Source organism: Nonomuraea fuscirosea, from assembly GCF_003001935.1.
Lineage (GTDB): Bacteria > Actinomycetota > Actinomycetes > Streptosporangiales > Streptosporangiaceae > Nonomuraea > Nonomuraea fuscirosea.
In genome coordinates this window covers 68704-94315 of sequence record NZ_PVNG01000010.1, presented here as the reverse complement: position 1 = coordinate 94315, position 25612 = coordinate 68704, and the positions used below count along the sequence as shown (strand labels likewise).

At 70.9% G+C, this 25612-nt stretch carries 27 protein-coding genes, 1 tRNA gene and 1 other RNA gene; 14 read left to right on the top strand and 15 right to left on the bottom strand.

Annotated elements, in window-relative coordinates; all coding sequences use genetic code 11:
- The first annotated feature begins 77 nt into the window (after window positions 1-77).
- Window positions 78-380 carry a hypothetical protein gene (locus B0I32_RS23375; protein ID WP_106243000.1) on the top strand — a complete coding sequence of 101 codons (303 nt, stop codon included), beginning with the start codon at window positions 78-80 and terminating at the stop codon, window positions 378-380.
- A 179-nt stretch (window positions 381-559) separates the two neighbouring features.
- Here the strand turns inward: B0I32_RS23375 and B0I32_RS23370 are convergent, their stop codons facing one another.
- The 4 genes from B0I32_RS23370 to B0I32_RS23355 all read right to left on the bottom strand — a co-directional run bounded on the left by B0I32_RS23370 (window position 560) and on the right by B0I32_RS23355 (window position 3629).
- A complete protein-coding gene (locus tag B0I32_RS23370) occupies window positions 560-1420 on the bottom strand; it encodes an alpha/beta fold hydrolase (RefSeq protein WP_106242997.1) in 861 nt (286 codons plus the stop codon).
- Between the two features lie 104 nt (window positions 1421-1524).
- Window positions 1525-2484 carry an NAD(P)-dependent oxidoreductase gene (locus B0I32_RS23365; RefSeq protein ID WP_146178283.1) on the bottom strand — a complete coding sequence of 320 codons (960 nt, stop codon included), beginning with the start codon at window positions 2482-2484 and terminating at the stop codon, window positions 1525-1527.
- Between the two features lie 33 nt (window positions 2485-2517).
- Window positions 2518-3117, bottom strand: a complete 600-nt coding sequence (locus B0I32_RS23360) for a TetR/AcrR family transcriptional regulator (protein ID WP_106242993.1) — start codon at window positions 3115-3117, stop codon at window positions 2518-2520.
- Window positions 3114-3629 carry a GNAT family N-acetyltransferase gene (locus tag B0I32_RS23355; protein ID WP_106242990.1) on the bottom strand — a complete coding sequence of 172 codons (516 nt, stop codon included), beginning with the start codon at window positions 3627-3629 and terminating at the stop codon, window positions 3114-3116. The genes B0I32_RS23360 and B0I32_RS23355 overlap by 4 nt, the downstream gene beginning before the upstream one ends.
- Window positions 3630-3744: 115 nt before the next feature.
- On the opposite strand from B0I32_RS23355, the gene B0I32_RS23350 reads away from it, so the two are divergent.
- From B0I32_RS23350 to B0I32_RS23335, 4 genes are all read left to right on the top strand, one after another.
- On the top strand, window positions 3745-4167 hold the full coding sequence (locus B0I32_RS23350) for a winged helix-turn-helix transcriptional regulator (RefSeq protein WP_245955984.1): 423 nt from the start codon (window positions 3745-3747) through the stop codon (window positions 4165-4167).
- A gap of 47 nt (window positions 4168-4214) precedes the next feature.
- Window positions 4215-5015: an SURF1 family cytochrome oxidase biogenesis protein gene (locus tag B0I32_RS23345; protein WP_106242985.1), complete on the top strand. Its 801-nt coding sequence runs from the start codon at window positions 4215-4217 to the stop codon at window positions 5013-5015.
- Window positions 5016-5025: 10 nt separating this feature from the next.
- Entirely contained in the window at window positions 5026-5769 is a 744-nt protein-coding gene (locus B0I32_RS23340) for a tyrosine-protein phosphatase (RefSeq protein WP_106243544.1), read from the top strand.
- A gap of 153 nt (window positions 5770-5922) precedes the next feature.
- The gene (locus B0I32_RS23335) at window positions 5923-7119 is read left to right on the top strand and encodes an amidohydrolase family protein (protein WP_106242982.1); all 1197 of its coding nucleotides are present in this window, start codon (window positions 5923-5925) and stop codon (window positions 7117-7119) included.
- Here the strand turns inward: B0I32_RS23335 and B0I32_RS23330 are convergent.
- From B0I32_RS23330 to B0I32_RS23315, 4 genes are all read right to left on the bottom strand, one after another.
- Entirely contained in the window at window positions 7116-7475 is a 360-nt protein-coding gene (locus tag B0I32_RS23330; protein ID WP_245955983.1) for a YkvA family protein, read from the bottom strand. The two genes, B0I32_RS23335 and B0I32_RS23330, sit on opposite strands and share 4 nt — an antisense overlap.
- 67 nt (window positions 7476-7542) lie before the next feature.
- On the bottom strand, window positions 7543-8961 hold the full coding sequence (locus B0I32_RS23325) for an amidase (RefSeq protein ID WP_219911977.1): 1419 nt from the start codon (window positions 8959-8961) through the stop codon (window positions 7543-7545).
- Between the two features lie 17 nt (window positions 8962-8978).
- Window positions 8979-9938: an LLM class F420-dependent oxidoreductase gene (locus tag B0I32_RS23320; RefSeq protein WP_106242977.1), complete on the bottom strand. Its 960-nt coding sequence runs from the start codon at window positions 9936-9938 to the stop codon at window positions 8979-8981.
- Between the two features lie 88 nt (window positions 9939-10026).
- Window positions 10027-10695: a TetR/AcrR family transcriptional regulator gene (locus B0I32_RS23315; protein WP_181307690.1), complete on the bottom strand. Its 669-nt coding sequence runs from the start codon at window positions 10693-10695 to the stop codon at window positions 10027-10029.
- Between the two features lie 156 nt (window positions 10696-10851).
- Here B0I32_RS23315 and B0I32_RS23310 point away from each other — a divergent pair, with 156 nt between their 5' ends.
- On the top strand, window positions 10852-12036 hold the full coding sequence (locus B0I32_RS23310; protein WP_146178282.1) for a hypothetical protein: 1185 nt from the start codon (window positions 10852-10854) through the stop codon (window positions 12034-12036).
- Between the two features lie 184 nt (window positions 12037-12220).
- Here the strand turns inward: B0I32_RS23310 and B0I32_RS23305 are convergent, their stop codons facing one another.
- From B0I32_RS23305 to B0I32_RS23285, 5 genes are all read right to left on the bottom strand, one after another.
- Window positions 12221-13282, bottom strand: coding sequence for an aspartate-semialdehyde dehydrogenase (locus B0I32_RS23305; RefSeq protein WP_106242969.1), 1062 nt, complete (start codon window positions 13280-13282; stop codon window positions 12221-12223).
- Window positions 13279-14553 carry an aspartate kinase gene (locus tag B0I32_RS23300; RefSeq protein WP_106242966.1) on the bottom strand — a complete coding sequence of 425 codons (1275 nt, stop codon included), beginning with the start codon at window positions 14551-14553 and terminating at the stop codon, window positions 13279-13281. The genes B0I32_RS23305 and B0I32_RS23300 overlap by 4 nt, the downstream gene beginning before the upstream one ends.
- Before the next feature lie 82 nt (window positions 14554-14635).
- The gene (locus B0I32_RS23295) at window positions 14636-15166 is read right to left on the bottom strand and encodes a DUF5063 domain-containing protein (protein ID WP_106242963.1); all 531 of its coding nucleotides are present in this window, start codon (window positions 15164-15166) and stop codon (window positions 14636-14638) included.
- Complete coding sequence (gene recR, locus B0I32_RS23290; RefSeq protein WP_106242960.1) at window positions 15159-15758, bottom strand: recombination mediator RecR; 600 nt, start codon at window positions 15756-15758, stop codon at window positions 15159-15161. The genes B0I32_RS23295 and recR overlap by 8 nt, the downstream gene beginning before the upstream one ends.
- Before the next feature lie 2 nt (window positions 15759-15760).
- Window positions 15761-16111, bottom strand: coding sequence for a YbaB/EbfC family nucleoid-associated protein (locus tag B0I32_RS23285; RefSeq protein WP_181307688.1), 351 nt, complete (start codon window positions 16109-16111; stop codon window positions 15761-15763).
- A gap of 448 nt (window positions 16112-16559) precedes the next feature.
- Here B0I32_RS23285 and B0I32_RS23280 point away from each other — a divergent pair, with 448 nt between their 5' ends.
- The gene (locus tag B0I32_RS23280; protein WP_106242957.1) at window positions 16560-17999 is read left to right on the top strand and encodes a helix-turn-helix domain-containing protein; all 1440 of its coding nucleotides are present in this window, start codon (window positions 16560-16562) and stop codon (window positions 17997-17999) included.
- Window positions 18000-18095: 96 nt separating this feature from the next.
- Here the strand turns inward: B0I32_RS23280 and B0I32_RS23275 are convergent, their stop codons facing one another.
- Window positions 18096-20501, bottom strand: a complete 2406-nt coding sequence (locus tag B0I32_RS23275; protein WP_106242954.1) for a DNA polymerase III subunit gamma and tau — start codon at window positions 20499-20501, stop codon at window positions 18096-18098.
- 31 nt (window positions 20502-20532) lie between these two features.
- Window positions 20533-20628: signal recognition particle sRNA small type (gene ffs / locus B0I32_RS23270), an RNA gene on the bottom strand.
- A gap of 98 nt (window positions 20629-20726) precedes the next feature.
- On the opposite strand from ffs, the gene B0I32_RS23265 reads away from it, so the two are divergent.
- The 7 genes from B0I32_RS23265 to B0I32_RS23240 all read left to right on the top strand — a co-directional run bounded on the left by B0I32_RS23265 (window position 20727) and on the right by B0I32_RS23240 (window position 25549).
- Window positions 20727-20814, top strand: a tRNA-Ser gene (locus tag B0I32_RS23265).
- Between the two features lie 242 nt (window positions 20815-21056).
- Entirely contained in the window at window positions 21057-22268 is a 1212-nt protein-coding gene (locus tag B0I32_RS23260; protein WP_106242952.1) for an MFS transporter, read from the top strand.
- 4 nt (window positions 22269-22272) lie between these two features.
- On the top strand, window positions 22273-22521 hold the full coding sequence (locus B0I32_RS56600) for a hypothetical protein (RefSeq protein ID WP_146178281.1): 249 nt from the start codon (window positions 22273-22275) through the stop codon (window positions 22519-22521).
- A 10-nt stretch (window positions 22522-22531) separates the two neighbouring features.
- On the top strand, window positions 22532-23350 hold the full coding sequence (locus tag B0I32_RS23255; protein ID WP_106242951.1) for a transglutaminase-like domain-containing protein: 819 nt from the start codon (window positions 22532-22534) through the stop codon (window positions 23348-23350).
- Window positions 23351-23479: 129 nt separating this feature from the next.
- Entirely contained in the window at window positions 23480-24307 is an 828-nt protein-coding gene (locus tag B0I32_RS23250) for a hypothetical protein (RefSeq protein WP_146178280.1), read from the top strand.
- A 106-nt stretch (window positions 24308-24413) separates the two neighbouring features.
- Complete coding sequence (locus B0I32_RS23245) at window positions 24414-25088, top strand: DUF6461 domain-containing protein (protein WP_219911976.1); 675 nt, start codon at window positions 24414-24416, stop codon at window positions 25086-25088.
- A gap of 53 nt (window positions 25089-25141) precedes the next feature.
- Window positions 25142-25549 carry a pyrophosphohydrolase domain-containing protein gene (locus B0I32_RS23240; RefSeq protein ID WP_106242947.1) on the top strand — a complete coding sequence of 136 codons (408 nt, stop codon included), beginning with the start codon at window positions 25142-25144 and terminating at the stop codon, window positions 25547-25549.
- Window positions 25550-25612: the final 63 nt, after the last annotated feature.

Genomic DNA, 25612 nt, shown 5'->3' with positions numbered 1-25612 from the left:
AAGCGTTCTGCAAGCGACGGACAAGCCACGCGCGATATCACTGTGGGTGTCAGCACGTCACCCCGAGGAGCGCGCCCATGCTGATCCCGTGCCTGGCCTGCGAGTCCCGCTTCGGTCCTGACGAATACTTCAACGCCTGCTCCGACTACAACCGGGGGATGGACCTCGTCTCCTGGACGTGCCCGCGCTGCGGCAACCGCGACGACCTTCGGGTGCTGCCCGGCGAGCTCGGCTTCGGCTATCCGCATCGGGGCAGGTTCGACGTGCACGACCGGCTCCGCGTCCCCGGCCTGCGCCGGCAGCGGGGCGATCTGCGGCTGGACATCTCGCTCGACCGGGCGTGCTGGCGGGTGGCGACGCGCCTGCGCCAGCCCGCCTGACCCCGCACCCACCCGGCCCAGCCCTCATCGGGGGCTGAGCTCCTCCTGGAGCCGCCGCCTGGCCTGGGTCCCGTTGTCGGTGCTGGCCCCGCCTCGATGACGCCGCCCTTGAGGACGACCCGGGTACGGCGAAACTGCGAGTCGGCACGGATCCGGGCAAGAGGCTTGGCGAGCCGCGCTCACGGGCGGAGGAACGCCAGCAGCGACTCCGCCAGCTGTTCGGGGGCTTCCTCGGCCACGTGGTGGCCGCTGTCGATGGCGTGGCCGGTCACGTCGTCGGCCCACGAGCGCCAGATCGCCAGCGGATCGCCGTAGAGGTCCTCCATGTCGTCCTTGGCCGACCAGAGGACCAGGGTCGGGCAGCTGATGCGGCGGCCCGCGGCGTGGTCGGCGTCGTCGGCCGCGCGGTCCACGGTCAGACCGGCGCGGTAGTCCTCGCACATCGCGTGGACGGTGCCCGGGTCGTGGATGGCCCGGCGGTAATCTTCATAGGCTTCCTGGCCCATCTGCTCGGCGGTCGCCGTGTACCAGGCGTCGGGGTCGGCGTTGATGACCCGCTCGGCGGGGTTGGCGGTCTGGCCGAGGAAGAACCAATGCCACCAGGCGGCGGCGAACTTCGCGTCGGCGCGAGCCAGCGCCTCGCCGATGGGGATGCCGTCCATCACCACCAGGTGCGTAACGGCGCCAGGGTGGTCGGCGGCGAGGCGGTGGGCGACGTACGTGCCCCGGTCGTGACCCGCGACGGCGAAGCGGTCGTGGCCCAGCACCCGCATGAGGGCGACCAGGTCGCCGGCCATGGCGCGCTTGGAGTAGGGCGCGTGATCGGGGGTGGTGGGCGGTTTGCCGGAGCGGCCGTAGCCGCGCAGGTCCGGGCAGACCACAGTGTGGTTCGGTGCGAGCAGCGGGGCGAGGCGGTGCCAGGTCGCGTGCGTACGGGGATGGCCATGGAGGAGCAGAAGCGGGGTGCCGGAGCCGCCGTGCCGGACGAACAGCTCCGTCTCGCCCACGTCGATCATGCCGGTGGCGAAGTCGTCGAACATCCGCCGCCTCTACCCCGCCGGTGTCGATGAACGCGCGTGTCGCCGGCGCCCGCGGTGAACGCCCAGCGGTGCCGGCGGCCCCGGCGGCCGGACGCGCCGGCGCCCTACGCGGTCGCCGGCGCGTACGCGTGCGCGGGCTCCTCCCCGCGCAGCAGCCGGGCGATGTCCTCCACCAGCGTCCCGGCCAGCTCCTCGCGGCTCTCCCCCGTGGCGTCGCCCAGCCGGGGCGTCAGCACCACGTTCGGCAGCCGCGTCAGCGGATGGGCCCGGTCGAGCCACTCCCCTTCGAAGTGGTCGAGCCCGGCACCGCCCACCCGGCCCCAGCGCAGCGCGTCGACCAGCGCCTGCAGGTCGTGCAGCGCCCCGCGCGAGGTGTTGAGGTAGACCGCGCCCTGGCGCATCGCGCCGAACTCGGTGTAGCCGAAGAAGCCCCTCGTCTCGGCCGTGAGCGGCATGTGCAGCGACACCACGTCCGACTCGTCCAGCAGTGCCGGCAGCGAGTGGGTGGCCTCGGGCACGAACGGGTCGCAGACGATCACCCGCATGCCGAGCCCCTCGCAGCGCCAGCGCAGGGCCCGGCCGACGCGGCCGAGGCCGACGATGCCGATCGTCCTGCCGCTCAGCCGGCGGCCCCTGTGGCGTTGCGCGGGCGGCACCCGGCCCTGGTAGACCCGGCCGCGCCGTACTTCGCGGTCGGCCGGGACGATGTTCCTGCTGACGGCGAAGAGCAGGGCCAGCGTCAGCTCGGCCACCGCCTCGGGATCGCGGGCGGGAGCGTGCAGGACGGTCACGCCGCGCTCGGCGGCCAGGGCCAGATCCACGCTCGCGGGCGGCCCCATGGTGGCCACGACGTCCAGGTGCAGCCCGAGCACCGACGTGCGCACCTGGTCGCCGTCGGTGATGAGCACGGTGGCTCCGGTCTCGATGACCAGGTCGGCCAGTTGCTCGTCGGTGTAACCGAGGTTCGGTCGTGCGGGAGCCTCGGTCAGGTCGGCGATCTCACCCAGTCGGGCGAGCGCGCTCTCCGGCAAGGTGGGCAGCACCAGCGCCCGAGGTCGTCTCACATTTGGACAATAACACCACAGACGGTGCTCAGATCATTGCTCCCCGCGCTGGCGCAGGCTCTGCCAGGCGGCCTCGCCCAGGCCCCTGATCTCGTCCTCCGTGGGGGTGTGGGCGCCGGCGAACCACAGGCGGCACATCTCCTGCGAGGGGCCCAGCCAGAGCACGTAACACATGGTCGCGTGCACGGGCTGGAGCTGGCCGTTCTTCATGTGCGGCCGCCACCAGTCGGAGACCTGGCGGAAGAACGCGCGCCGCGCCTCGGCCACCTCGGCGCCGCCCGGCTCCTGCTTGCGCGGCGGGCGCTCGCTGATCAGCAGCCGGGCCCGCTCGGGGTGCTCGCCCGCCCAGCGCATGTGGAAGGCGACGATGGCCTCGATGCCGGCGCGGGCGTCGTCGTGGCGGACCAGCTCGGCGAGGAACTCGCGCTGGTAGGCGTCGAGGATCTCGGCGTAGAGGACCCCGAAGACGTGCTCTTTGCTGGCGAAGTGGTGGTAGAAGCTGCCGACGCTGACGCCGCTTTCCTCACGGAGGCTGGCCAGGGTGGTGGCGGAGACGCCGTCCTGGCTGAAACGGCGGAGGGCGCCCTCGATGATGCGCGTACGGCCGTCGCGTCCGTTCTTGACACTCTTCACACCGTCAATGGTGTGCTACCAGAACCTTGTTCCGCAAATAGGCCCGCCTCATCGATCCTAGCGGTCACTTCCACCGACCCCGAGCTCACCTTCATCGTGGCCCGCGGCCACAGTCTCCGGATGAGCCTGAGCACCCGCCGGTTCTCACCCAGGACGTCCATGCCCACGGTCTTCGCGCCCTTCACCGAGGCCCGCAGCAGCAGCTCGGCGATCAGCTCCGGGCCGAGCCCGCGTCCCTGCCACGCGTCGGTCACCACCACGGCGATCTCCACGTCGGCGCAGCCGCCCCGGTAGCTCATGGCATGGCCGATGATCTCCCCTTCCTCGGAGGTCACGACCAGCGCGTCGCGGCGCTCGTCCACGGCCAGCAGCGCCCGCACCAGCGGGGCGGCCGGGGCGGTGACGCCGGTGAAGAACCGCAGCGTCTGCGTGTGCAGCGACAGCCCCGCCAGGAAGCGCCTGATCCGCTCCTCGTCGTCGGGGCGGGCCGGGCGGATCTGAGTTCGACACATAGACCCAGCCTGCCCGGCAGGGCTGAGTCTGTCAATCGAACTCAGGTATACTTGAATGATGAACGTGCCGATCCCCATGGGTCTCCGGGCGGACAATTGCTCGATAGAGCGCACTTTGGACATCGTCGGAGAGAAGTGGACGTTCCTGGTGCTGCGCGAGGCGTTCAACGGCGTGCGCAGGTTCGCCGACATGCAGACCCTCACCGGCGCCCCCCGCCAGGTGCTCAGCGCGCGCCTGGCCCGGCTGGTCGACGAGGGCCTGCTGCGCAAGGAGCCCTACCGCGAGCCCGGTCAGCGCAAGCGCGACGAATACCGGCTCACCGAGAAGGGCCGCGACCTCTATCCCCTGCTGGTCGCGCTCATGCACTGGGGTGACAAACACCTCTCGGGCGACGAGGGGCCGCCGGTGCTGCTCACGCACCGCGACTGCGGCGCGCCGATCGAGCTGCGCTTCCGCTGCGCCGACGGCCACGAGGTGGGCGGGCCGCGCGAGGTGACGCCGCTGCTCGGCGAGGGCTCCGGCCGCAGGAGCGCCTGAGCAGGTCGCGTTCGGGACCACCGGTCCCGGTGCCTAACCTTGGAGGCGTGTACCGGTTCCTGCTGACGCCCAGATGGCTCGCGCTCCACGTGGTGGTGCTGCTGGTCATCCCGGCCTTCGTGTTCCTCGGGCGCTGGCAGTTCGGGCGCTTCGAGGAGCGCTCGGCCAACAGCGAGCGGGTCACCGCCAACATCGAGGCCGCGCCCGTGCCGCTGGAGCGGCTGGCGGCGGCCGGACGTCCGGTCAGCGAGGACGACCGGTTCCGGCGGGTCACGGTGGCGGGCACGTACGACCAGGGCCACGCCCTCGTCGTACGCCGCCGCCCCCAGGAGGGCCGCAACGGCTACTACGTGCTGACCCCGCTCGTCACCGGCCCGGGCACGGCCGTGATCGTGAACCGGGGCTGGGTGCCGGCCGGCGCCACCGCCGACGCCGCGCCCGAGGTGCCGCCTCCGCCGCCCGGGCAGGTAACTCTAACCGGACGGCTACGGCCGAGCGAGACCGAGGAGTCCAGCGGCATCAGGGAGCGGCCCGGGCTGCCGCCCGGCCAGGTGCTGCTGATCAACGCCGGCAAGATCGGCCAGGGGCTCCCGTACCGGCTGGTGGACGGCTACGTCGAGCTCACGGAGCAGCAGCCTGAGGCGGGCGCGGCGCCCGCGCCGGTGCCCGCGCCCGACGTCGGGTCGGGCGGCGGGCTCAACCTCGCCTACGGCGTGCAGTGGTGGCTGTTCATCGGGATCGCGGTGGGCGGCTGGATCCTGCTCATCCGGCGCGAGGTGGCCGAACGGAAGGCGCAGGAGGGGTCGGAGTCCTCTGTCGCCTCGAAGGCGCAGACCACCGCCAATTAATGTGTGGAGGGTGATCCGCCATATTGAGTTCACCAATCTCTGCAACTTCCGTGACATAGGTGGATATGCCACCGAAGACGGGCGCACCGTCAGGTGGCAGCGGCTCTACCGGGCCGACTCACTGGGCTGGCTGGACGGCGACGATCTGACGACCTTCCGGGCGTTGCGCGTCCGCAGCGTCATCGACCTGCGGCACGCGTACGAGGTCGAGAAGGCCGGGCGGATCCCCGAGAGCGAGGGACAGCACTACCAGAACCTGCCGATCGAGGGCCGCCGCTGGCAGACCGACGCGTTCAGCGAGGAACTCGGCGTGGCCCGCTACCTCGCCGACCGCTACCTGGAGATCTCCGAGGACGGCGTACGGAACCTCAGGACCGCCCTGGAGACGATCGCGCGAGCCGACAACGCCCCCGTGGTCATCCACTGCGCGGCAGGCAAGGACCGCACGGGTGTGCTGACCGCGCTGGTGCTGTCGCTGGCGGGGGTGAGCGAGAGCGACATCGTGGCGGACTACGCACTCACCGGGCTGGCCACCGATCGCTTCGTGGCCGACTGGACCAGGAGGCATCCGGGCGCGCCGCTGTGGCCCGGTTTCGGGCTCGCGCCGGCGGAGGCGATGCGGCACTTCCTCACCGATCTCACCGCGCGGCACGGCTCGATCGAGCGGTACGTACGCCAGGAGCTCCAGCTATCCTCCGCCACGATAGCCGAACTTCGCGCCCATCTGCTGACTGATCAGGCTTTGGAGGGGTAGTGGCCCACCGGGTCCGTCCTGCGCGATCGGGCCTTCCCACTCCCGGGATCGCCAGCCATCCCCCTCCCGGCGGTCCCGGGTCAACCATCTCGGAGACCCAACGGATACGTCGCAGCTTGTTCGACGTTATCCGGCCGTCGTACGGTTACGTGCGTGACTACGCCGCTGCTCCCCGACCCTGACCCCAGGCGGCGCGACTATGTGATCATCTCAGCTGACGATCACCTGATCGAGCCGCCCGACCTGTTCGAAGGCCGGCTGCCCGAGAAATACGCCGAGGCCGCGCCCAAGGTCGTGGAGACGGAGGCCGGTCACCAGGTCTGGCGCTACGGCGGCGCCACCTACCCGTGCGCCGGCATCGACGTGGGCGCCGGTCTCCCCCGCGAGCAGTGGACGCTCGACCCGGTGCGGTTCGAGCACATGCGCCCCGGGTGCCACGACATCGAGGCCCGCGTCCAGGACATGGAGGCCGCGGGCATCTGGGCCGCGCTCTGCTTCCCGGGCATGCTGGCCGGGCAGTCGGGCATGCCGTTCGCCAGGACCCGCGACCAGGAGCTCGGCCTGGCCCTGGTCAAGGCGTGGAACGACTGGCACATCGAGGTCTGGGCGGGCACCTACCCCGAGCGGATCATCGGCCTGCAGCTCCCGTGGCTGCCCGACCCCGATGTCGCCGCCAAGGAGATCAGGGCCAACGCCGCCAGAGGCTTCAAGGCCGTCGTCTTCCCCGAGTTCCCCACCCGGTTGCGCCTGCCCTCGATCCACTCGGGCCACTGGGACCCGTTCTTCGCCGCCTGCGAGGAGACCGGCACCGTGGTGTGCCTGCACGCCGGCGACTCGTCGTGGTCGCCCGTGCCCTCGCCCGACACGCCCATCGAGGCCATCACCACGCTGATGCCGACCAGCGCCATGTTCGCCTGCGCCGACTGGTTGTGGTCGGGCCTGCCGCTGCGCTTCCCGTCCTTGCGCATCCTCATCGTCGAGGGCGGCGTGGGCTGGCTGCCGATGCTGGCCGAACGCGCCGACTACGCCCTCGACCACCCGGTCGCCGGCGAGGCGGAGTGGGAGGGCGGGCTCAAGCCCAGCGAGGTGCTGCGCCGCAACTTCTTCTTCGGCACGCTCGACGACCACGCGCTGTCGGGCGTGCGGCTCGCGGTCGGCCTCGACCACGTGCTGCAGGAGAGCGGCTATCCCCACTCCGACTCCACCTGGCCCGACACGCAGCAGTCGGTCGCCCGCAACCTCGGCACGCTGCCGCCCGCCGACATCGCCAGGGTCGCCTACGGCAACGCCGCCCGTCTGTTCGGGCATCCGCTGCCGTCACGCGCCTGGCTGCGGATGGAGGAGATCTAGCTTCCCTCCACCTGTCCCTTCATCGGGGCCTGGATGACCGTGTGCTCATGGTGCACATAACGCCCGCTCTCACCGAGCAGCGAGGCCATGAGCCACAGGAACACCCCGAAGTCGTCGGCCACCCCGATCAGCATGAGGAAGTCGGGGATCACGTCGATCGGTGACACGAGGTAGAGCACGCCCATGCCCATCAGGGCGAGCTTGCCCTTGCCCATACCGGTGTACTGGCCGCGCATCACCGCGCCGATCATCCGCGGGATGGCCCGGACCCTGGTCATCAGTTTGGGCGACCCGGGCTTGGTCACCTCGCGGTAGGTCCGCCACGCCGCCGCCGCCCGTGCTGCCTTCGCCATCATGTGCAACCCCCTACCCCCGGTCCTTCACGACATAACGCGTCGGAAGGGCCAGGGGTTCCTGCCCTGCCTAGGGAAGTACGGGGTGCTCGAACGGCCTCGCCCGTTCGATCTGGGCCGCCACCCGTACCAGCAGGTCCTCGCGGCCGGCGGCGGCCACGAGCTGCACCCCCACCGGCAGCCCCGCGCCGGTCCTGTACAGCGGCAGCGACACCGACGGCTGGCCGGTCGCGTTGAACGGCGAGGTGTAGGCCACCGCCTGCGTGGTCCGGCCGAAGGCGGTGCTGAGGTCGTCGGGCGGGATCCAGCCCAGCGGGAACGGCGCCACGCCCAGCGACGGCACGACCAGCAGGTCATGTCCGCCGCTCCACCAGGCGGCCATGCGGCGGCGGAAGCCGTCCAGCCACTGGAGCGACAGGATGTGGTCGGCGGCGCCGCGCTCGCGCCCCGCCTGCGCCATGGCGGCGTTGCGCTGCTCCAGCTCCTCCGGCTGCACGGGCTTGCCGCGCAGCTCGCCCAGTCCGGCCACGTGGGCGGCCAGGTTGGCGGCCACGACCGCGCCGAAGTGCCGGGGGAAGGCGGGGTCGGCGAGCGCCTCGGGGCCGCCGGGGGCCACGTCGTGGCCGAGCGACTCCAGCAGCGCGGCGGCCCCGGTGACGGCCTCGGTCAGCTCGGGCACCGGCGGCACGTCGCCCCTGGGGTGCGTGGTGAGGAACCCGATCCGCAGCCGTCCGGGATCGCGGCCCACCTCGTCGGCGAGCCGGCCGGGCAGGGCGGGAGCGGCGTACGGGTCGCCCGGCCGGAAGCCGCAGATCAGGTCGAGCGCCGCCGCGGCGTCCCTGACGGTCCTGGTGACGAAGCCGGGGGTGGAGAACCCGCTCCACCCCTCCCCCAGGGCCGGCCCCATGCTCACGCGGCCCCGGGCGGGCTTGAGCCCCACCAGGCCGCACAGGGACGCGGGGATGCGGATCGACCCGCCGCCGTCGCTGGCCGTGGCCAGCGCGACCATCCCGGCCGCCACCGCCGCGGCCGAGCCGCCGCTCGACCCGCCCGCCGAGTACGCCGGATCGTACGGGTTCCGCGTCGGCCCGAACGCCACCGGCTCCGTGGTGATCGTGCTGCCGAACTCCGGCGTGTTGGTCCGCCCGAGCAGCACGAAGCCGGCCTCGCGCAGCCGTACGACGCCGTGGTCGTCGGCGGCGTCCTCGACGCCGTCGCGGACCGCCGAGCCCGCGCTGTACGGCTCACCCGCCTCCCGCCAGCCCAGGTCCTTGAGCAGGATCGGCACCCCGCGGAACGGCGCATCGGCGGGGATGGCGTCGATCTCGGCCAGCGCGCGCTCGAAGCGGCGGTGGACGACCGCGTTCAGCACGCCGTCGGTGGCCTCGATGCGCGCGATCGCGGCCTCGGCGAGCTCACGCGGCGACACCTCGCCCCGCCTGACGGCCTCGGCCTGCCCGATCGCGTCGAGTCTCAGCAGCTCGTCCATACTCACCTCTCCGGAGCTCATCTTTCCGGGGCCAGGTCGCGCACCGCCTGGTCGAGGGGGACGTCGCCGCCCGGGATGGGGGCGAGCACGGGGGTGTCGAGCCCGTTGGCGACATACTCCTTGATCCTGGCCCGGCAGGTGGCGGCGTCGCCGTGGACGACGAGGGAGTCGACGACCTCGTCGGGGATGGCCTTGAGCGCCGCCCGCCGGTCTCCCGCCGCCCACGCCTCGTGCATCGGGCGCAGCACTTCCCCCCGGCCGAGCCAGTCGTGGAAGGCGGCGTACACCGGGACGGTCAGGTAGCTGGCCAGCATCCACCGGGCGGTCTCGCGCACGCGTTCGACGTCCTCGTCCACGCAGACGAACAGGCGCGCGATCAGCTCGGTGTCAGGGCCGACCTCCGCGCGCACCTTGCGGACGTCGTCGGGCGAGAGCCAGTTCGTGATGGCGCCGTCGGCCTCCTCGGCGGCCAGGCGCAACATCCGCGGCCGCAGCGCCGCGAGCACGATCTTCGGCGGTGTCTTGGGCGCGCGTTCCAGCTTGAAGCCCTTGATCTCGAACGTCTCGTACGTCTCCGAGACCTTCTCCCCCGCCAGGGCCCGCTTCAGGAACCGCAGGGTGTCCCGGGTGCGCGCGTAGGGCTTGGCGAACGTGCCGGCGTTCCAGCGCTCGACGATCGCCGGCGAGGACGCACCGATGCCGAGCGTGAACCGTCCCGGCGCCAGGTCGGCCAGCGTCGCCGCGGACATGGCCAGCAGGCCAGGCCCGCGCGTCGAGACGGGCACGATGGCGCTGCCCAGCCGCAGGCCCGGCGCCCACTGCGCGGCCATGGCCAGCGGCACGAAGCCGTCGACGCCGTTGACCTCGGCCGACCACGCGTCGGTGTAGCCGAGCTCCGGCAACCGGGCGATCAATTCCTGCGAGTTGCTCAGCGAACGGTCGTAGAAGGGGATCGTCATGCCCCAGCTCTGTGTCATGCCCGGCCTCCAGATCGTCGGAGACCAACCTACCAACCGACCGGTATGTACTCCAGGCGCGCGACCCGCTCCAGCAGCGCGCCCCGCTTCAGGCGCGTAGTTCGTGCACCGCCGCGATGAAATCCTTCGTGATCCCGCGCAGGCCGGGCAGGTGCGACAGCCCGACCAGCCGGTCCACCAGCGGCACGGTCACGTCGATCAGACGGTAGGTGCGCTCGCACCCGGGCGAGGTGTCGTGCACCCAGAACAGCACCATGCCCATCGACAGCAGCCAGAGCAGCTCGGGCAGCTCCTCGCGCAGCTCGGCGTTCATCCGGTCCCGCGACCCCTCGACGACCTGCCGGTAGATGGCGATGGACGCCTCACGCGCCGGCGAGGAGTGCTTGCTGAACGGGCTGAGCGGGTTGGTCGGCTCGGCCGCGTGCTTGAAGAACTTCACCGCGAACTCGTGGTAGGGCTCCGAGACCCGCACCCACTCGCGCAGCACCCCGCTCAGCCTGGCCGCGAACGCCTGCTCCGTGGCCAGGAAGTCCCGGCAGGCCTCCTCGTGCTCGGCCTGGGCGCGGTCGTAGTACGCCTGGATCAACGCTTCCTTGCTGTCGAAGTAGTAGTAGGCGTTGCCCACGGAGACCCCCGCCTCAGCGGCGATGGCCCGCATCGTGGTCGCGTCGAAGCCGCGCTCCCTGAACAGGCGCAACGCCGTCTCGACGATGACCTCTCGGGTGCTCTCCGCTCCGCGGTTTCGGGCTTCGGACACGTCCGTCACTTTACGTCGTCGAGCGAGGTTAGGTCATGCAGCCGCACGGTGATCACCGCCACAAGGCAAAGTTGCCCTCGCGGGATGAGTTATCTCCTGTGGAAGGTGGGATTGTCGTTTCAGGCGGAAGGGCTATTTCCGCGAAAAGGCATCGACATGTGGATACGTGGAACAGTGCGGCTGATCGTGGTCGCGCTCCTCGGCATTGAGATCACCATAATCGCGCTGGCCTCGGCCGCCTCCGCCGCCACCCACCCCGAAGGGTCACCGGTTCAGGGCAGCCTGTACGAGGTCGGGCAGCACACATGGGAGGACGCTCCGGCGCTGGCCGCCGTCCTCGCCGACCCGTACGAGGTGGGGCCGCGGCTGGCCGGCGCCTGGGACTTCGATCGGTTCGTACTCGGCCGGGGGAACCTCGATGCCGTACGGGGCTGGCCCAGGCTCGGCGTCCGCCGCAAGCACTCGCACGGATCCCGTACGGGCCGGCCGCTCCTGGACGGGCCCCGTACGGACCTGCCGCGGCTGGACGGGCCCACGGGGGACCCGCCGCTCCTGGACGGGCCTGGTACCGACCGGCCGCTCCTGGACGGACCCCGTACAGGCCGGCCGCTTCTGGACGGACCACGTACCGACCGGGCCGTTCCGAACCCGACGCAGCTGGACTGGACGGACGTGGACGGCGCGCACGCGGGCTGGGGCGACCTGACCCGGGCCCGCCCGGACCAGGCGTGGGCGACGTACGAGCACCGGCCGGCCGCCGACCCGCGCACGGTCAGGCCCCGTAAGGACGTGGCCCGCGCCGAGAAGGCCAAGACGCGGTCCAAGGCCACGAAGGCGGGAAAGCGCCACATGCGCACCGGAGTGGCCAAGATGCCCCGTACGCGGTCCCACGTCGCCCACAGACGCGCTCAGGTCGATCTGACGCGGGTCCTGCCGCGGACGGCGGCCGTGCACATGTCGCACGCGACGGCGCACGGCTGGCTGGAGAGCGCCGGGCTGCGGACGCGGTCGACCGGCAACTGCACGAGCAAGCACATGCACCACTGCACGTCACTCGACCGGGTACGGACCGGGACCATCGCCAAGGTGATCCAGCTGAAGCGCGAGAGCGGCTGTCCGATCATGGTGACCGGCGGCACCGAACGGGGCCACGCCTCGGGTCACTTCAGTCACGGCAACGGCTACAAGCTCGACATCTCGCACAACGCCTGCATCGACCGGCACATCACCAAAAATCACCATAAGGCCGGGGTACGCAGCGACGGAGCCCGGATCTACAAGTCGGACTCGGGCACCACGTTCTTCGACGAGAGCAACCACTGGGACATCCTCTTCCGGTGACAGGGCCCGCCGCCGGCGCCCCGCAGAGAACCGTCCAATGCCCGGACAGAGCCGTCCGCGCCCCGTACAGGGCCATCCGTGGCCGTACAGAGTCGTCCGTGCCCGTACAGAGTCGTCCGTGCCCCGCACACAGGTGTGGCGCCGCACGGAACGCACGGCGCCACAGCTCACATCAGGAAGAACCTCAGAACTCGGCCGCCACCAGCTCGGCGATCTCCGCCGCGTTGAGCGCCGCGCCCTTGCGCAGGTTGTCACCGCAGACGAACAGGTCGAGCGTGTTCGGGAAGTCGAGCGCCTGACGGACACGGCCCACGTAGGTCGGGTCGGTGCCGACCACGTCGAGAGGCGTCGGGTAGACCCCGTTGGCCGGGTCGTCCATGAGGACCACCGTCGGCGCCGCCTCCAGCACGCGGTGCGCCTCGGCGACCGTGACCTCGCGCTCGAAGCGCGCGTGCACGGCCAGCGAGTGCGTCGTGATCACCGGCACGCGGACACAGGTCGCGGAGAGCTTCAGGTCAGGGATGCCGAGGATCTTGCGGGACTCGTTGCGCAGCTTGAGCTCCTCGGAGGCCCACCCGTCATCCTTGGCGGAGCCGGCCCACGGCACCACGTTGAACGCGATGGGCGCGGGGAAGGGCGACTCCTCCGGCAGCTTGTTGGCCAGCACCTTGCGTACGTCACCGACGCTCTGCCCGATCGTCCGGTCGCCCGCGAGCGCCTCGATCTCGTCGTAGAGCCGCGCGGAACCGGCCACCCCGGCCCCGGAGACCGCCTGGTAGGAGGCGACGACCAGCTCGGTGAGGGTGAACTCGGCGTGCAGCGCCCCCATGGCCGCCATCATCGACAGCGTCGTGCAGTTGGGGGTGGAGATGATGTTGCGCGGCCGGTCGGCCGCGTCGAGCGGGTTGACCTCGGGCACGACCAGCGGCACGTCGGGCTCCATGCGGAACGTGCCCGACTTGTCGATGGCGATCGCGCCGCGCTCGGCCGCGATCGGCACCCAGACGGCCGACACCTCGTCGGGCACGTCGAAGATGGCCACGTCGACGCCGTCGAACACCTCGGGCGCCAGCGCCTGCACCACGACGTCCTCGCCGCGTACGGGCAGCACCTTGCCCGCCGAACGCGGCGAGGCGACGAGACGGATCTCGCCCCAGATGTCCGCCCGCGTCGACACGATGTCGCGCATGACGGTGCCCACGGCGCCGGTCGCGCCGATCAGAGCCAGACTCGGCTTCCTGCTCATCGTCCTGAACCTCCGTACACCACGGCTTCGACCTGGTCGGCGTCGAGGTTGAAGGCCCGGTGGGCGGCCGCCACGGCCGCGTCGACACCGTCCTGCTCGACGACCACTGAGATGCGGATCTCCGAGGTGGAGATCATCTCGATGTTGACCCCCGCGTCGGCGAGGGCCGCGAAGAACGTCGCGGTGACGCCGGGGTGCGAGCGCATGCCCGCGCCGATCAGCGACACCTTCCCGATCTGGTCGTCGAACAGCAGCGACTCGAACCCGATCCGGGGCTGGATCTTCTTCAGCGACGTCAGGGCCGTCTGGCTGTCGGCCGTGGGCAGCGTGAAGGAGATGTCGGTGCGGCCCGTGGCCGCGGCGGACACGTTCTGCACGATCATGTCAATGTTGATCTCGGCGTCGGCCAGCGTTTTGAAGATCGAGGCAGCCTCGCCGACCTTGTCGGGGACCCCGACAACAGTGATCTTGGCCTCGCTCCGGTCGTGCGCGACGCCGGAGATGATCGGCTGCTCCATCTCGGTTCCTTCGGTGTAAGGGTCGGAGACGACCCACGTGCCTTCCTTCATGCTGAAAGAGCTGCGTACGTGAATCGGCAGGTTGAAACGGCGAGCGTATTCGACGCAGCGCAGATGCAGGATCTTCGCGCCGCAGGCCGCCATCTCCATCATCTCGTCGTAGGAGATCTTGGGGATCTGGCGCGCCGCGGGCACGATGCGCGGGTCGGCGGTGAAGATGCCGTCGACGTCGGTGAAGATCTCGCAGACGTCGGCGTCGAGCGCCGCCGCCAGCGCCACGGCCGTGGTGTCGGAGCCACCGCGGCCGAGCGTGGTGATGTCTTTGGTGTCCTGCGAGACGCCCTGGAAGCCGGCCACGATCGCGATGTGACCCTGGTCGATCGCCTCCCGGATGCGGCTCGGCGTCACGTCGATGATGCGCGCCTTGCCGTGGGTGGAGTCGGTGATCACACCCGCCTGCGAGCCGGTGAACGAGCGCGCCTCGTGGCCGAGGTTGGCGATGGCCATCGCCAGCAGGGCCATGGAGATGCGCTCGCCCGAGGTCAGCAGCATGTCGAGCTCGCGGCCAGGAGGCAGCGGCGACACCTGCTCGGCCAGGTCGAGCAGCTCGTCCGTCGTGTCACCCATGGCGGAGACGATCACGACCACGTCGTTGCCGGCTTTTTTCGTCGCGACGATCCGCTGCGCGACCCGCTTGATGCAGGACGCGTCGGCGACGGACGAACCACCGTACTTTTGCACAACGAGTGCCACGAGAGTCTCCCGGTCTGGACTGTGAGGTGCCAGTCTACTTGGGGCCTCTCATGCGCCTGATGGCTCGTACCACTATGTGGAATCAGACGGTGGTCGCTTCCTCCGCCACGTCGAGCCGCGAGTGCGCGGCCAGGGCCTGCAGCGCGCGCATCGCGGCGCCCGCGTGGTTGCCCCAGGTGTTGAAGTAGGAGTACTGCCACCACCACAGCGCCTCGTGCGGCCGGCCCGCGTGATAGTGGCGCAGCCCGTGGATGAGGTCGGCCGCCACCGCGGTCAGGTCGTCGGACAGCCGGTACGCCGTGACGCCGGTGTCCTTGTACGGGTCGAACACCTCGGCGTAGTCGTCGACCGCCTCCAGCCGCTCGGCCAGCGCCGTGCGCACCCCGTCGATGTCGGGGTCCTCGCTCATCGGCGGCTCGTAGTTGCCGGCCAGGATGACGTCCTGGTTGGCGCCCAGTTTGGCCCCCGCCAGGCTCACCTGCGCGACCTCCACCAGCAGGATCGACCAGATGGCGTCGCCGCCCTCGCCGCCCGCCATCCTGGTCAGGCCGTCCACGTAGTTCTGTGCGTGCGCGGCGATCTCTTCCGCCAGCGTGCTCCACTGGTCAGACATCCAGCAGCCTCCGTCCTTCGAACGCGCGGCCCAAGGTCACCTCGTCGGCGTATTCGAGGTCACCGCCCACAGGCAGACCGCTGGCCAGTCGTGTCACTTTGATGCCCATCGGCTTGACCAGACGGGCGAGGTAGGTAGCAGTCGCCTCGCCTTCGAGATTAGGGTCTGTGGCGAGGATGAGCTCGGTGACACGGCCGTCGGCGAGGCGTGTCATGAGCTCGCGGATGCGCAGGTCATCGGGGCCGACGCCGTCGATCGGGCTGATCGCGCCGCCGAGCACGTGATAGGTGCCCCTGAACTCGCGCGTCTTCTCGATCGCGACGACGTCCTTCGACTCCTCCACCACGCAGATGACGTGCGTGTCGCGGCGGGCGTCGCGGCAGATGCGGCACTCCTCCTCGGCGGCCACGTTGCCGCAGACCCGGCAGAAGCGGACCTTCTCCTTGACCTCCAGCAACGCGTGCGCCAGCCGCTTGACGTCAGCCGGATCGGCCGCCAGGAGGTGGAACGCGATCCGCTGCGCGCTCTTGGGACCGACGCCGGGCAGCAGCCCCAGCTCGTCGATCAGGTTCTGGACGACCCCTTCGTACATGGCTAGAACCCTGGCAACTGTCCGAGCCCGCCGCCACCCAGCCCCTGGGCCAATGGGCCGAGCTTCTCCTGCTGCAGGTCGGCGGCCGCGCGCACCGCGTCGCGGACGGCGGCGATCACCAGGTCGGCGATCGTGTCCGCGGTGTCCTGCGCGTCTCCCGAGTCGATCACGCTCGGGTCGATCTTGAGTTCGAGCAGCTCGCCGGAGCCGTTGACGACGGCCGTGACCATGCCGCCGCCCGATGAGCCCTCGATCTGCGCATCGTTGAGCTCCTGCTGGGCGCTCACAAGCTGCTGCTGCATGAGCTGGGCCTGCTCCAGCAGCTGCTGCAGGTTGACATCCCCTGGGTTCACCGTCGTGCGCTCCTCGTGGCTCCGCGTTCTTGACTGCCACGAGCCTACGGTGTTTGGGCGGCGTCATGTACTGGGGTGTCCCCCTGTTTCCTGCCCGAGCCTCGCCCGGGGCGGTCGCCCCGCCTCCGTGCGCCGTCCCCGACCGGCGATTCCCGCCGCCCGGCACGGCCCTCGGGTCCGCGGTCCGACTCGCGTCGGCGTGTTCTGACGTGCCCCGGCGTCGTCGCCGGGCATTGTTCTGGCCGGATCTCGGCCCCCCTCCAGCGTCCGAGACCCGGCCATCACGTCGGCGGAGCGGCCGCACCACGCCGACGCGTTGACGAGGACGCTAGCCGGACGAACGTTGCACACACGTTGCGTTCATTCAATCACCCTCTGCAATCCCCCTGAACGGGTTGCGCGGAGGCCGGACAAGACGGATCCTCTAATTGACTACTTGGAGTGACCGATGAGTTACCCCCATCTCGACGCGTACTCCCGGCTTCTGCGCGGTGCCCATGAAGCCGCGGTGACAGGCCGGGCCTGGCCGGAGCCGCCACGCCACCTGATCAAGGCCTCCTGGGGCCGCTCGCTGGCCGCCGGGGTCGACCCGGAGGGCAGCAGCGCGCCCCTCGTCTGCGATCCCGCCCGCATCAGGGACATGCGCGAGTCCCACCCGCTGCAGGATCTCCTGCCGCTGCTCGACCACACCCTGTCCGGGCTGGCCGGCGAGACCGGCCACATCATGATCGTCACCGACGGCGACGGCCGCATCCTGTGGCGCGACGGCGCTTCCGCCACCCTGCGCCGCGCCGACCAGGTCGGCCTGGCCGACGGGCATCAATGGACCGAGGGCGACGTCGGCACCAACGGCTTGGGCACGGCCCTGGCGACAGGCAGGCCCGTTCACGTCTATTCGGAAGAGCACCTGATGCGCGTCCTGCACGTCTGGTCGTGCAGCGCCGCCCCCATCACCGATCCCGACTCGGGCCGGGTCATCGGCTGCGTCGACATCAGCGGCATCGCCCGCACCCTGCACCCCGCCACGCTCGCCCTCGTCGCCGCCACGGCCAAGCTCGCCGAGACGCAACTCGCGCTGCGCATGCACGAGCGCGACGAACGCCTGCGCCGCCGCTACGAATCGCTGCACGGCCGTCCCGGCATCCTGCTCTCCCCCACCGGCCGGGTCATCTCCGGCGACCCCGCCGGCGGCCTCGGCGAGCGCGTCCACCTCGGCGAGCAGAGCGCCCGCTGCCCCGGCCGGCGCATGATCCTCAGAGACGGCACCGTCGCCCAGATCGAACCGTTCTCCGACGGTTTCCTCCTGCGCGCCGCGCCCTCCGCCGCCCCGCAGCCGCTGACCCTCACCTTCCTCGGCGCCGGCACCCCGTCGGCCACCTTCTCCGACCGCGACCGCCCCCTGTCGCTGCGGCACGCCGAGATCCTCACCCTCCTCGCCCTGCACCCCCACGGCCTGACGGCCGAACAGCTCTCCTTCCACCTGTACGGCGACGCCGGCAACCCCGTCACCATCAGGGCCGAGATCCACCGGCTGCGCGCCCAGCTCGGGGATGCCATCGCGGCCAAGCCGTACCGGCTGACCTGCCCGGTGGAGGCCGACTTCCTGACCCTGCGCCGCCTGCTGACCGCCTCCGACCCCGGCGCCCTGTCCCGGGCCTACCCCGGCCCGCTGCTGCCCCGCTCGGAGTCGCCGGAGATCCGCCGCGAACGCGACGAACTGGAGGCGCAGGTGCGGGCCTGCCTGCTGCGGGAGGGATCGCCGGAGGATCTGTGGGCGTACGCGCAGACGTGCAACGGGCGCGACGACTACGAGGTCCTGGAACGCCTTGCTGCCCTCCCCTCCACCGACCCCCGCTCCGCCGCCGCCCGCTCCCGCCTTCTCAGCTGAGGGCATTCACCACGACCGTCGGCGCGCGCCACCGAGGGCCAGGCGGCACCACTCACCCACCTCGGCACGAGCCACCCGGGGGTCAGGTGGGGCCGCTCAGGCGTGATCGATTTCGCCGATCACCTGGGCACCGAGCTCCCGCTCCAGCAGGGCCATGCCCGAGAGGGCGTCCACGTCGGCGTCGGCGTCGTTGAGCGGGTCCACCTCGTCGGAAACGGGGCTCTTGTCACGGCTGGGGACCTTGTCGGGCCAGGCGACGGCCCCACTACGGGCCATCGGGACGCGCGGACCCGCCTGCGCGGCGGCCTTGGCGGCCGATCGAGCGGCGGCCAGGCCGGCTCCCGGGGGCGCGCCCGAACTCGCGGCGGCGGGCTGGGCGGCGGCGACGGTGCGCGTGGGGTCCGGGTTCGGCGGGGCGCCGGGACCGAAATCGTCGGGGGCGTCGGGCCAGGACTCGTCGGTGGCCAGAGGTCCTGGCGGGGCGGCGGGAGGCTGGCCGGGGTCCTGCCCGCCCTTGTCCTCGGCCGAGTCTCCGTGGGACGCCGTACGCCCCTGAGGACCCGTCTTGCCCTGACCCCCCTGAGGTCCGGGCGCCGGCTGACCAACCACCTGCGGACCGGTGGGCCCCTGCGACCCGTAAGAGGACTGTCCGGGCCCGGCCGCGTTCTGCCCTCCCGGCGCGGAACCGTGCCCGCCCTGGGCCGGGCCGTGGGACGGAGTACGGGCCGGCCCGCGCGCGGCCTGCGGAGCCGGGGAGCCGCCGACGACCGCCTCGACCCGCCACGTGCCCCCCAGCACGTCGCCGAGCGCGGCCGCCACCACGGCGTCCTTGCCGCCGCCGGTGAAGTTCTTCATCGCGCCGACCTGGGCGAACCCCAGCGTGACCAGGTTGCCCTCCACACCCACGACCTGGGCGTTGGTGCTCACGTTGGCCCAGACGACGATGCTGCGCTGCTTGAGTGCGGCCAGCACCGCGGCCCACTGCGCCTGGATGGCGCCGGCTCCACCAGGCGTCGGACCGCTGGGGCCGCCCTGGGGAGCCTGCTGAGCGCCACTGCCCGCCGCGGTCGCGTACCCCCCGCCAGAGCCGCCGGAAGCGGCCGGCCCCGCAGCGGGAGAGGACGCCGCCTGAGCACCGGGACGCACCGCCTCGGGCCAGTCGTCACCACCACCACGAGCGGGCGCGGACGACGACTCGACCGCGGGAGCGGCGGATCCACCGGCGGAAGCGGACGTACTCGGAGAACCCTGTACCCCCGCAGCCGTCCCAGCAGCAGCGGGTGGAGCGGCGGCAGGTGGGGCGGACGCGACAGGAGCCGCCGACCTCGCCGCCATCTGGGCGACCGCGCCACCGCGTTCGAGCCGTTCCAGCCGCGCCAGCAACGCACCCTCGCCCTGCGCCGCCCCCGGAAGCAGGACCCGCGCGCACATCAGTTCGAGCAGCAGGCGCGGCGAGGTGGCGCCGCGCATCTCGGTGAGGCCGGCGTTGAAGATCTCGGCGGCGCGGGTCAGCTCGGCCGGCCCCATCGAGGCCGCCTGCTGCACCAGCCGCTCCAGCTCGTCGGCGGGCCGGTCGAGCAGCCCGCTGGAGGCCGCCTCGGGAACGTTGGCCAGGATCACCAGGTCGCGGAAGCGTTCGAGCAGGTCGGAGGCGAAGCGGCGCGGGTCGTGGCCGCCCTCGATCACCCGGTTGACCGTGTGGAAGACCTGGGCGCCGTCGCGCGCCGCGAACGCGCCGACGACCTCGTCGAGCAGGTCGCCGTCGGTGTAGCCGAGCAGGGAGACGGCCTTGGTGTAGGTGATGCCGTCCTCCTCCGCCCCGGCGAGGAGCTGGTCGAGGATCGACAGCGAGTCACGGGCCGAGCCGGCGCCCGCGCGGACGACCAGAGGCAGCGCGGTGGGCTCGAACGGCACGCTCTCGGAGGTGAGGATCTCCTCCAGCAGCGCCCGGAGCGTCGCGGGCGGCATCAGCCGGAACGGGTAGTGATGCGTACGCGACTTGATGGTGCCGATGACCTTTTCCGGCTCCGTCGTCGCGAAGATGAACTTCAGATGCGGCGGGGGCTCCTCGACGAGCTTGAGCAGCGCGTTGAAACCCTCGCGGGTCACCATGTGCGCCTCGTCGATGATGTAGATCTTGTAGCGCGCGGACACGGGCGCGAAGAAGGCCCGCTCACGCAGGTCGCGCGCGTCGTCCACACCACCGTGGGAGGCGGCGTCGATCTCTATGACGTCGAGGTGACCGGGCCCGGTCGGAGCCAGCGCTACGCACGACTCGCACTCGCCGCACGGATCGGGGGTCGGGCCCTTCTCGCAGTTGAGGGAGCGCGCCAGGATGCGGGCACTGGACGTCTTGCCACATCCGCGGGGGCCGCTGAACAGGTAGGCGTGGTTGATGCGGCCCGTACGCAACGCCTGTCGCAGCGGATCAGTGACGTGTTCCTGACCCTTGACCTCGGCGAAGGTCCCGGGTCGGTACTTGCGGTAAAGCGCAAGGCTCATACGACCATCCCGCCTGCGAGGGGGCTCCCAACGAAGAGACCCCCCGCACACCCGCCAGAGCCCGCTTATCCTTGCTGCCTTCCGGCCCTGGGGAGGTTCACAGGATGACGCCGCGCGAGGGGTCCCTGGACAGTCTAGCCGGATGCCGCAGTGCTCGCTCCACCCTGAGCCATCCCGCGAAAAACGTGGTCTGCACACCCCGGGAAGTCCGGTAAGCTCGTCGGCGGAGGATTCGCCTAGTGGCCGAGGGCGCACGCTTGGAAAGCGTGTATAGGGCAACCTATCAGGGGTTCAAATCCCCTATCCTCCGCCAGCTCAGAAGGGGTGCGCCAGGATGACGGCGCGCCCCTTCCTGCTTTCCGGCCCCCGTTGATCTCCGCGGAGGGCTCTTCCCTGTCTCCCAGATCAGGCCGCCGGCCCACTTCGCCGTGGGAGGACTCCCGGCCGTCTACGGCTATTTCCTCCTCTTTAGTGTCTACCTGTACGTCTGCGCGCGGTCGGTGGCGCTGACGGCTGGCCTGCCGGACCTCGCACCTCCACGGAGACCCCTTGTTCATGGACCTCGCCACCCGTCGTCGCCGACGAGCGCTGCTCCTGTTCTTTCTGCTCCCGGGTATCTCCATAGCGTCGTGGGTGACCCGCACCCCGGACATCCGCGACCAACTGGGAGTGTCCACCGGTCAGATGGGTCTGATCCTGTTCGGGCTGTCGCTGGGCTCCATGGTCGGGATCCTGTGCTCAGGGCGGTTCGTCTCGCGCTACGGCACCAGGCCCGTCATGGGTGCCGGGACCGGGATGCTGGTGACCAGCCTGGCCGTCATCAGCGTCGGGCTGCTGCTGTCGTCCGTGCCGCTGGTCGTGGTGGGCCTGTTCGTGTTCGGCGTGGGCATCGGTGGCGGTGAGGTCGCGATCAACGTCGATGCCGCCGACGTCGAGCGGCTCACCGGCAAGACGACCATGCCCATCCTGCACGGCTGCTTCAGCCTGGGCACCGTCCTCGGCGCCTGCGCCGGCATCGCCGCCACCGCCGCCCGCCTTCCCGCGTACTGGCATCTGGCCGTGATCACCGTGATCGCCGCCGCCCTGTTCCTGTACGCCATCCGCGCCATTCCCGCGGGGACCGGCGTGCAGGCGCCCGCTCAGGCGGGGTCCGAGCACCCGCGGCAGAAGCTCTGGAAGGACACCCAGCTCGTCCTGATCGGCGCGATCGTCCTGGCGATGGCCCTGTCCGAGGGAGCCGCCAGCGACTGGCTGCCGCTGATCATGGTGGACGGCCACGGCGTGGACGCCACCGCCGGATCCCTCGTCTACACCGCCTTCGCCGCCGCCATGACCATCGGCCGCTTCGGCGGCGGCTACTTCCTCGACCGCTTCGGCCGGACCCCGGTCATGCGCGCCAGCGCCATCGCCGGAGCGATCGGCCTGCTCATGGTGATCTTCTCGGACAACGCCGTGCTGGCCGGTGCCGCCGTCCTGTTCTGGGGCGTCGGCGCCTCACTGGGCTTCCCGGTCGCGCTGTCGGCCGCCGGCGAAACCGGCCCCGACTCGACCGCCCGCGTCAGCCTGGTAGCCACCCTCGGCTACGTCGCCTTCCTGGTCGGACCGCCCGGCCTCGGCTTCCTCGGGGATCATTGGGGGCTGCGTACCGCCATGATCGTGGTCCTGGTCTTCGTCGCCTGCGCCATCTTCCTGGCGCCGGCCGTCGAGACCCACCACCGCTCCACCACCCCGGCCGGCGATGACCCGGACCGCTCCCAGACACCCTGAGGACGTGACGCGCTTCGCGCCGAAGAATCGTGTTCCGCTCGCGGTCGACGAACCCCGCCCCTTAACAACGGGCGGGACGGGCGGATACAGCGGCCAGGACGGCTTCGAAGTGTCCGTGGACTTCGTCAACGCGGGCAAGGAGTCCGTGACCATCGTCGGGATCGGGCGCAGCGGGCCGGGACTGAAGCTGCTCAACGCCGAACGACGCAGGCCCTATGTGCTTCTCCCGTTGCGGCGGAGCCCCTTTCAGTAGGGTCTCCCGCATGGTCATCGACTACGCCAGCCCTGGAATCTTCACCACACTGGACGCCGACCAATTACCTCTCATCGCCGGCCTTCCGACTGATCCGGTGGAGATCTGCCGCGTCGTACGTGGAATCGTCATCCATCCGTTCGAGGCCGCCACGCTGTCGCTGCCCAAGGAGCGTATGGCGGAGAAGGACCTGCGGCCGGCGAGCGCCATCGTCGGGGCATTGACGCGGCTCGACGCCGCGCCGCTGGAGGTCCAGCGGCCGGCGCACCTGCGGGTGGTGGGCACCTGCCGCCACTTCGCCACGCTGAGCTGCGCCCTGCTCCGGGTACGGGGCATCGCGGCACGCGCGCGGTGTGGATTCGCCACCTACTTCGCCCCTGGGCAGGCCATTGACCACTGGGTCACCGAATACTGGCACGCCGGCGAGCGGCGCTGGGTCCGCATCGACAGCCAGACCCTCGGCGGCGACCAGGTCGCACGGCCCGAAGACCTGGCTCCGGGACAGTTCCTGACCGGCGGCGAAGCGTGGACGCTCTACCGGCGGGGAGAGATCGACCCGGACACGTTCGGCGTCGCGGGCACGACGCATGCGTGGGGAGCGGCCGAGATCCGGGGCAACGCGATCCGCGACCTGGCCGCGCTGTGCAAGACGGAGACGCTGCCGTGGGACGAATGGGGCCGGATGACCGCGTCCTACGAGGGCAAGACCGGCCCTGATTACGACCTGCTGATCGACGAGGTCGCCGCCACCTGTGCGGCCGACAGTGTTGAGGCGGTCGACCGGCTCTACCGCAGCGCCGACCTTCGCTTCCCTGACGACGTTCGCTGAGCGACTGACGACGTTCGCTGAGCGACTCGCGGCGTTCGCTGAGCGACTCGCGGCGTTCGCTGAGCGACTCGCGGCACCGACTCCCTGAGGGACACCTCTTCGGATGATCGCCAGCTACGATGACGGGCCGTGGGGACGGATTGGGTGCCTGCGGCCGTACGCGACGTCGCCCGGCGGGATCCCGGTGAGCTCGTCCGGCTGACCCGCGCCCACGCGCGCCTGGCCCACGCACTCGGGAGCACGCTGCGCACGGACCCGCCGGAAGAGACGAGCCCGCCGGAGGAGACCGGGCACGACGCGATCCTCGCGCGGTGGCGGGAGCTCGACGAGCGGCTGTGCTCGTTGCTCGTGCTCGATCAGGACCGTTCGCACCGGGTCGGCGTCATCGGCGGCAACCCCGTCTTCCCGCCCGAGTGGCGGCAGGCGGCCTGGGCGACGCTCCTGCCCGACGAGCTGGCGGGGTGGGCGGTCAGGTGGCGCCGCTGGTACGCCGAGACCATGGCGGGCGGGTTCCGCCACTACCGCGACCGGCTGCGTACGTGGGACACGAGCCGCCTGCTCGCCGAAACCCAGGAAGATCTCCTCACCACAGCACAGACCACCCTGGATCGTACGAACGCCTGGACCCGCAGACCCGCCTTCGTCGAGGCCCGCCACCGTGTGTTCGCCCTGCCGGCCCCGCCCACCGCGCCCAGCCCCGGCCCGCCGCCGCTCACCGTCGAGGACGACAGAGCAGAGCCCGGACAGCGGGAGCATCGTGAGGCGGTGACGCGGCACGGTGAGCTGCTGGATCAGGCCGCCCGCGCGTTCAGCCGGGTGGTGCCGGGCGCCTTCAAACGGCATCCGCCCGCGTTGCCGGTCGCGGAAGAGGGCGTGCGGGATCCATGGGTGGAGGAGTTCTTCGACTGGCTGGATCCGGTCGTACGCGCCGGTCAGGGTCTCTACCTCTGGATCTGAGCGCGCCCACCGTCGGACGCCGCCCATGACCAGGCCGAACGCGCGCGGCGAGGCCGTTTGTCGGCGAGGGCTGCGATCATGCCGCTCACACGATCAAGGAGCGACCATGACAGAGGCCCCCGAAGACCTTCCCTGCTTCCCCGGCTACGAGACGTTGGGTGAGATCTACTGTGTGTCCTTCGTCCGCGATGTCTCCCCGGAGGAGGCCCTCCGCCGGTTCGGCGTGGACGAGAAGACCGTGGAAGAGGTGGCCTTCCACGAAGTCGAGTATCGCTCGGCGGAGAGCATGAGGGCCGACGCGGCCGGTTACATCGGCGCCGCCCGGGTCGGCGACTGGACTGTGGTCGTCGAACCGGGAGGATGGATGATGGCCGTCGCCGACGAGGTTTACGCCCCGGTCTCACGAGGAACCGAGGTCGTGTCGGTCTGCCGCCACGACTATGCCCAGGACACCTTCGCCTACATCGTCGACGGCGCGCCGGTCGTCTGGTTCGACCCGATGTATCCGGAGGAGCGATCGGGCAGTGATCCGGACCGCTTGGTCGCGAAGATGCGTGAGGTCGCACTGGATCCCGATCACGACATCGACGGGCCGGGGATCGACCACCCGCTGGAGAGATCGTTCGCCCTGGCGAGCGACCTCACCGGGCTCTCGTACTCCACGGATCTGCGCAACCTGCGGTTCCTCGGCGCAGGAACACTCGGGGGGTTCAGTTACAACTCCATGCAGAACAGCACTTCGCAGACGCTTGCTGACGTGCTGCGCGCGCAAGGGCTGTGACGCGTCGTCCGATGGTGCGGAGCGCTTAGGGTCGGGGCATGGATCATGAGCCGATGCGGCGGGTGGCCGAGTTTCGCGAGGTGTTCGACGGTGTGGCCGAGGCCGGGCGGCCCGAGGTGGCGGAGCAGCGGCGGACGTTGCTGGTCGAGGAGGCGGGTGAGGCCGCCGAGGCTCTGACCGAGCTGGCGAAGGCTCTGCGGACCGGCGGTGATCCGCTCGGCGCGTATCAGGCGGTGGCCAAGGAGCTGGCTGACGTGCTCTATGTCACCTACGGTGCCGCGGATGCGCTGGGGATCGATCTGCCGGCCGTGTTCGTCGAGGTTCATCGGTCCAACATGAGCAAGCTCGACGCCGACGGCCGGGTACTCCGCCGGGCGGACGGCAAGGTGCTCAAAGGGGCCGGTTACCGGCCGCCGGATCTCGACGGGCTCGTCGAGTGGCCGCCGCCGGCGCGTCCCTGAAGGGCCTCGAATGCGTACGTTGCGTGTCGTGGCCGGGCATTCGCAGCAGACTGGACCCACGGA

Coding starts and splice junctions, on each gene's coding strand:
- B0I32_RS23375 (WP_106243000.1), top strand. CDS start 78: ATGCTGATCCCGTGCCTGGCCTGCGAGTCCCGCTTCGGTCCTGACGAA.
- B0I32_RS23370 (WP_106242997.1), bottom strand. CDS start 1,420: ATGTTCGACGACTTCGCCACCGGCATGATCGACGTGGGCGAGACGGAG.
- B0I32_RS23355 (WP_106242990.1), bottom strand. CDS start 3,629: ATGTGTCGAACTCAGATCCGCCCGGCCCGCCCCGACGACGAGGAGCGG.
- B0I32_RS23330 (WP_245955983.1), bottom strand. CDS start 7,475: ATGATGGCGAAGGCAGCACGGGCGGCGGCGGCGTGGCGGACCTACCGC.
- B0I32_RS23325 (WP_219911977.1), bottom strand. CDS start 8,961: ATGGACGAGCTGCTGAGACTCGACGCGATCGGGCAGGCCGAGGCCGTC.
- B0I32_RS23320 (WP_106242977.1), bottom strand. CDS start 9,938: ATGACACAGAGCTGGGGCATGACGATCCCCTTCTACGACCGTTCGCTG.
- B0I32_RS23310 (WP_146178282.1), top strand. CDS start 10,852: ATGTGGATACGTGGAACAGTGCGGCTGATCGTGGTCGCGCTCCTCGGC.
- B0I32_RS23305 (WP_106242969.1), bottom strand. CDS start 13,282: ATGAGCAGGAAGCCGAGTCTGGCTCTGATCGGCGCGACCGGCGCCGTG.
- B0I32_RS23295 (WP_106242963.1), bottom strand. CDS start 15,166: ATGTCTGACCAGTGGAGCACGCTGGCGGAAGAGATCGCCGCGCACGCA.
- recR (WP_106242960.1), bottom strand. CDS start 15,758: ATGTACGAAGGGGTCGTCCAGAACCTGATCGACGAGCTGGGGCTGCTG.
- B0I32_RS23280 (WP_106242957.1), top strand. CDS start 16,560: ATGAGTTACCCCCATCTCGACGCGTACTCCCGGCTTCTGCGCGGTGCC.
- B0I32_RS23275 (WP_106242954.1), bottom strand. CDS start 20,501: ATGAGCCTTGCGCTTTACCGCAAGTACCGACCCGGGACCTTCGCCGAG.
- B0I32_RS23260 (WP_106242952.1), top strand. CDS start 21,057: ATGGACCTCGCCACCCGTCGTCGCCGACGAGCGCTGCTCCTGTTCTTT.
- B0I32_RS23255 (WP_106242951.1), top strand. CDS start 22,532: ATGGTCATCGACTACGCCAGCCCTGGAATCTTCACCACACTGGACGCC.
- B0I32_RS23245 (WP_219911976.1), top strand. CDS start 24,414: ATGACAGAGGCCCCCGAAGACCTTCCCTGCTTCCCCGGCTACGAGACG.
- B0I32_RS23240 (WP_106242947.1), top strand. CDS start 25,142: ATGCGGCGGGTGGCCGAGTTTCGCGAGGTGTTCGACGGTGTGGCCGAG.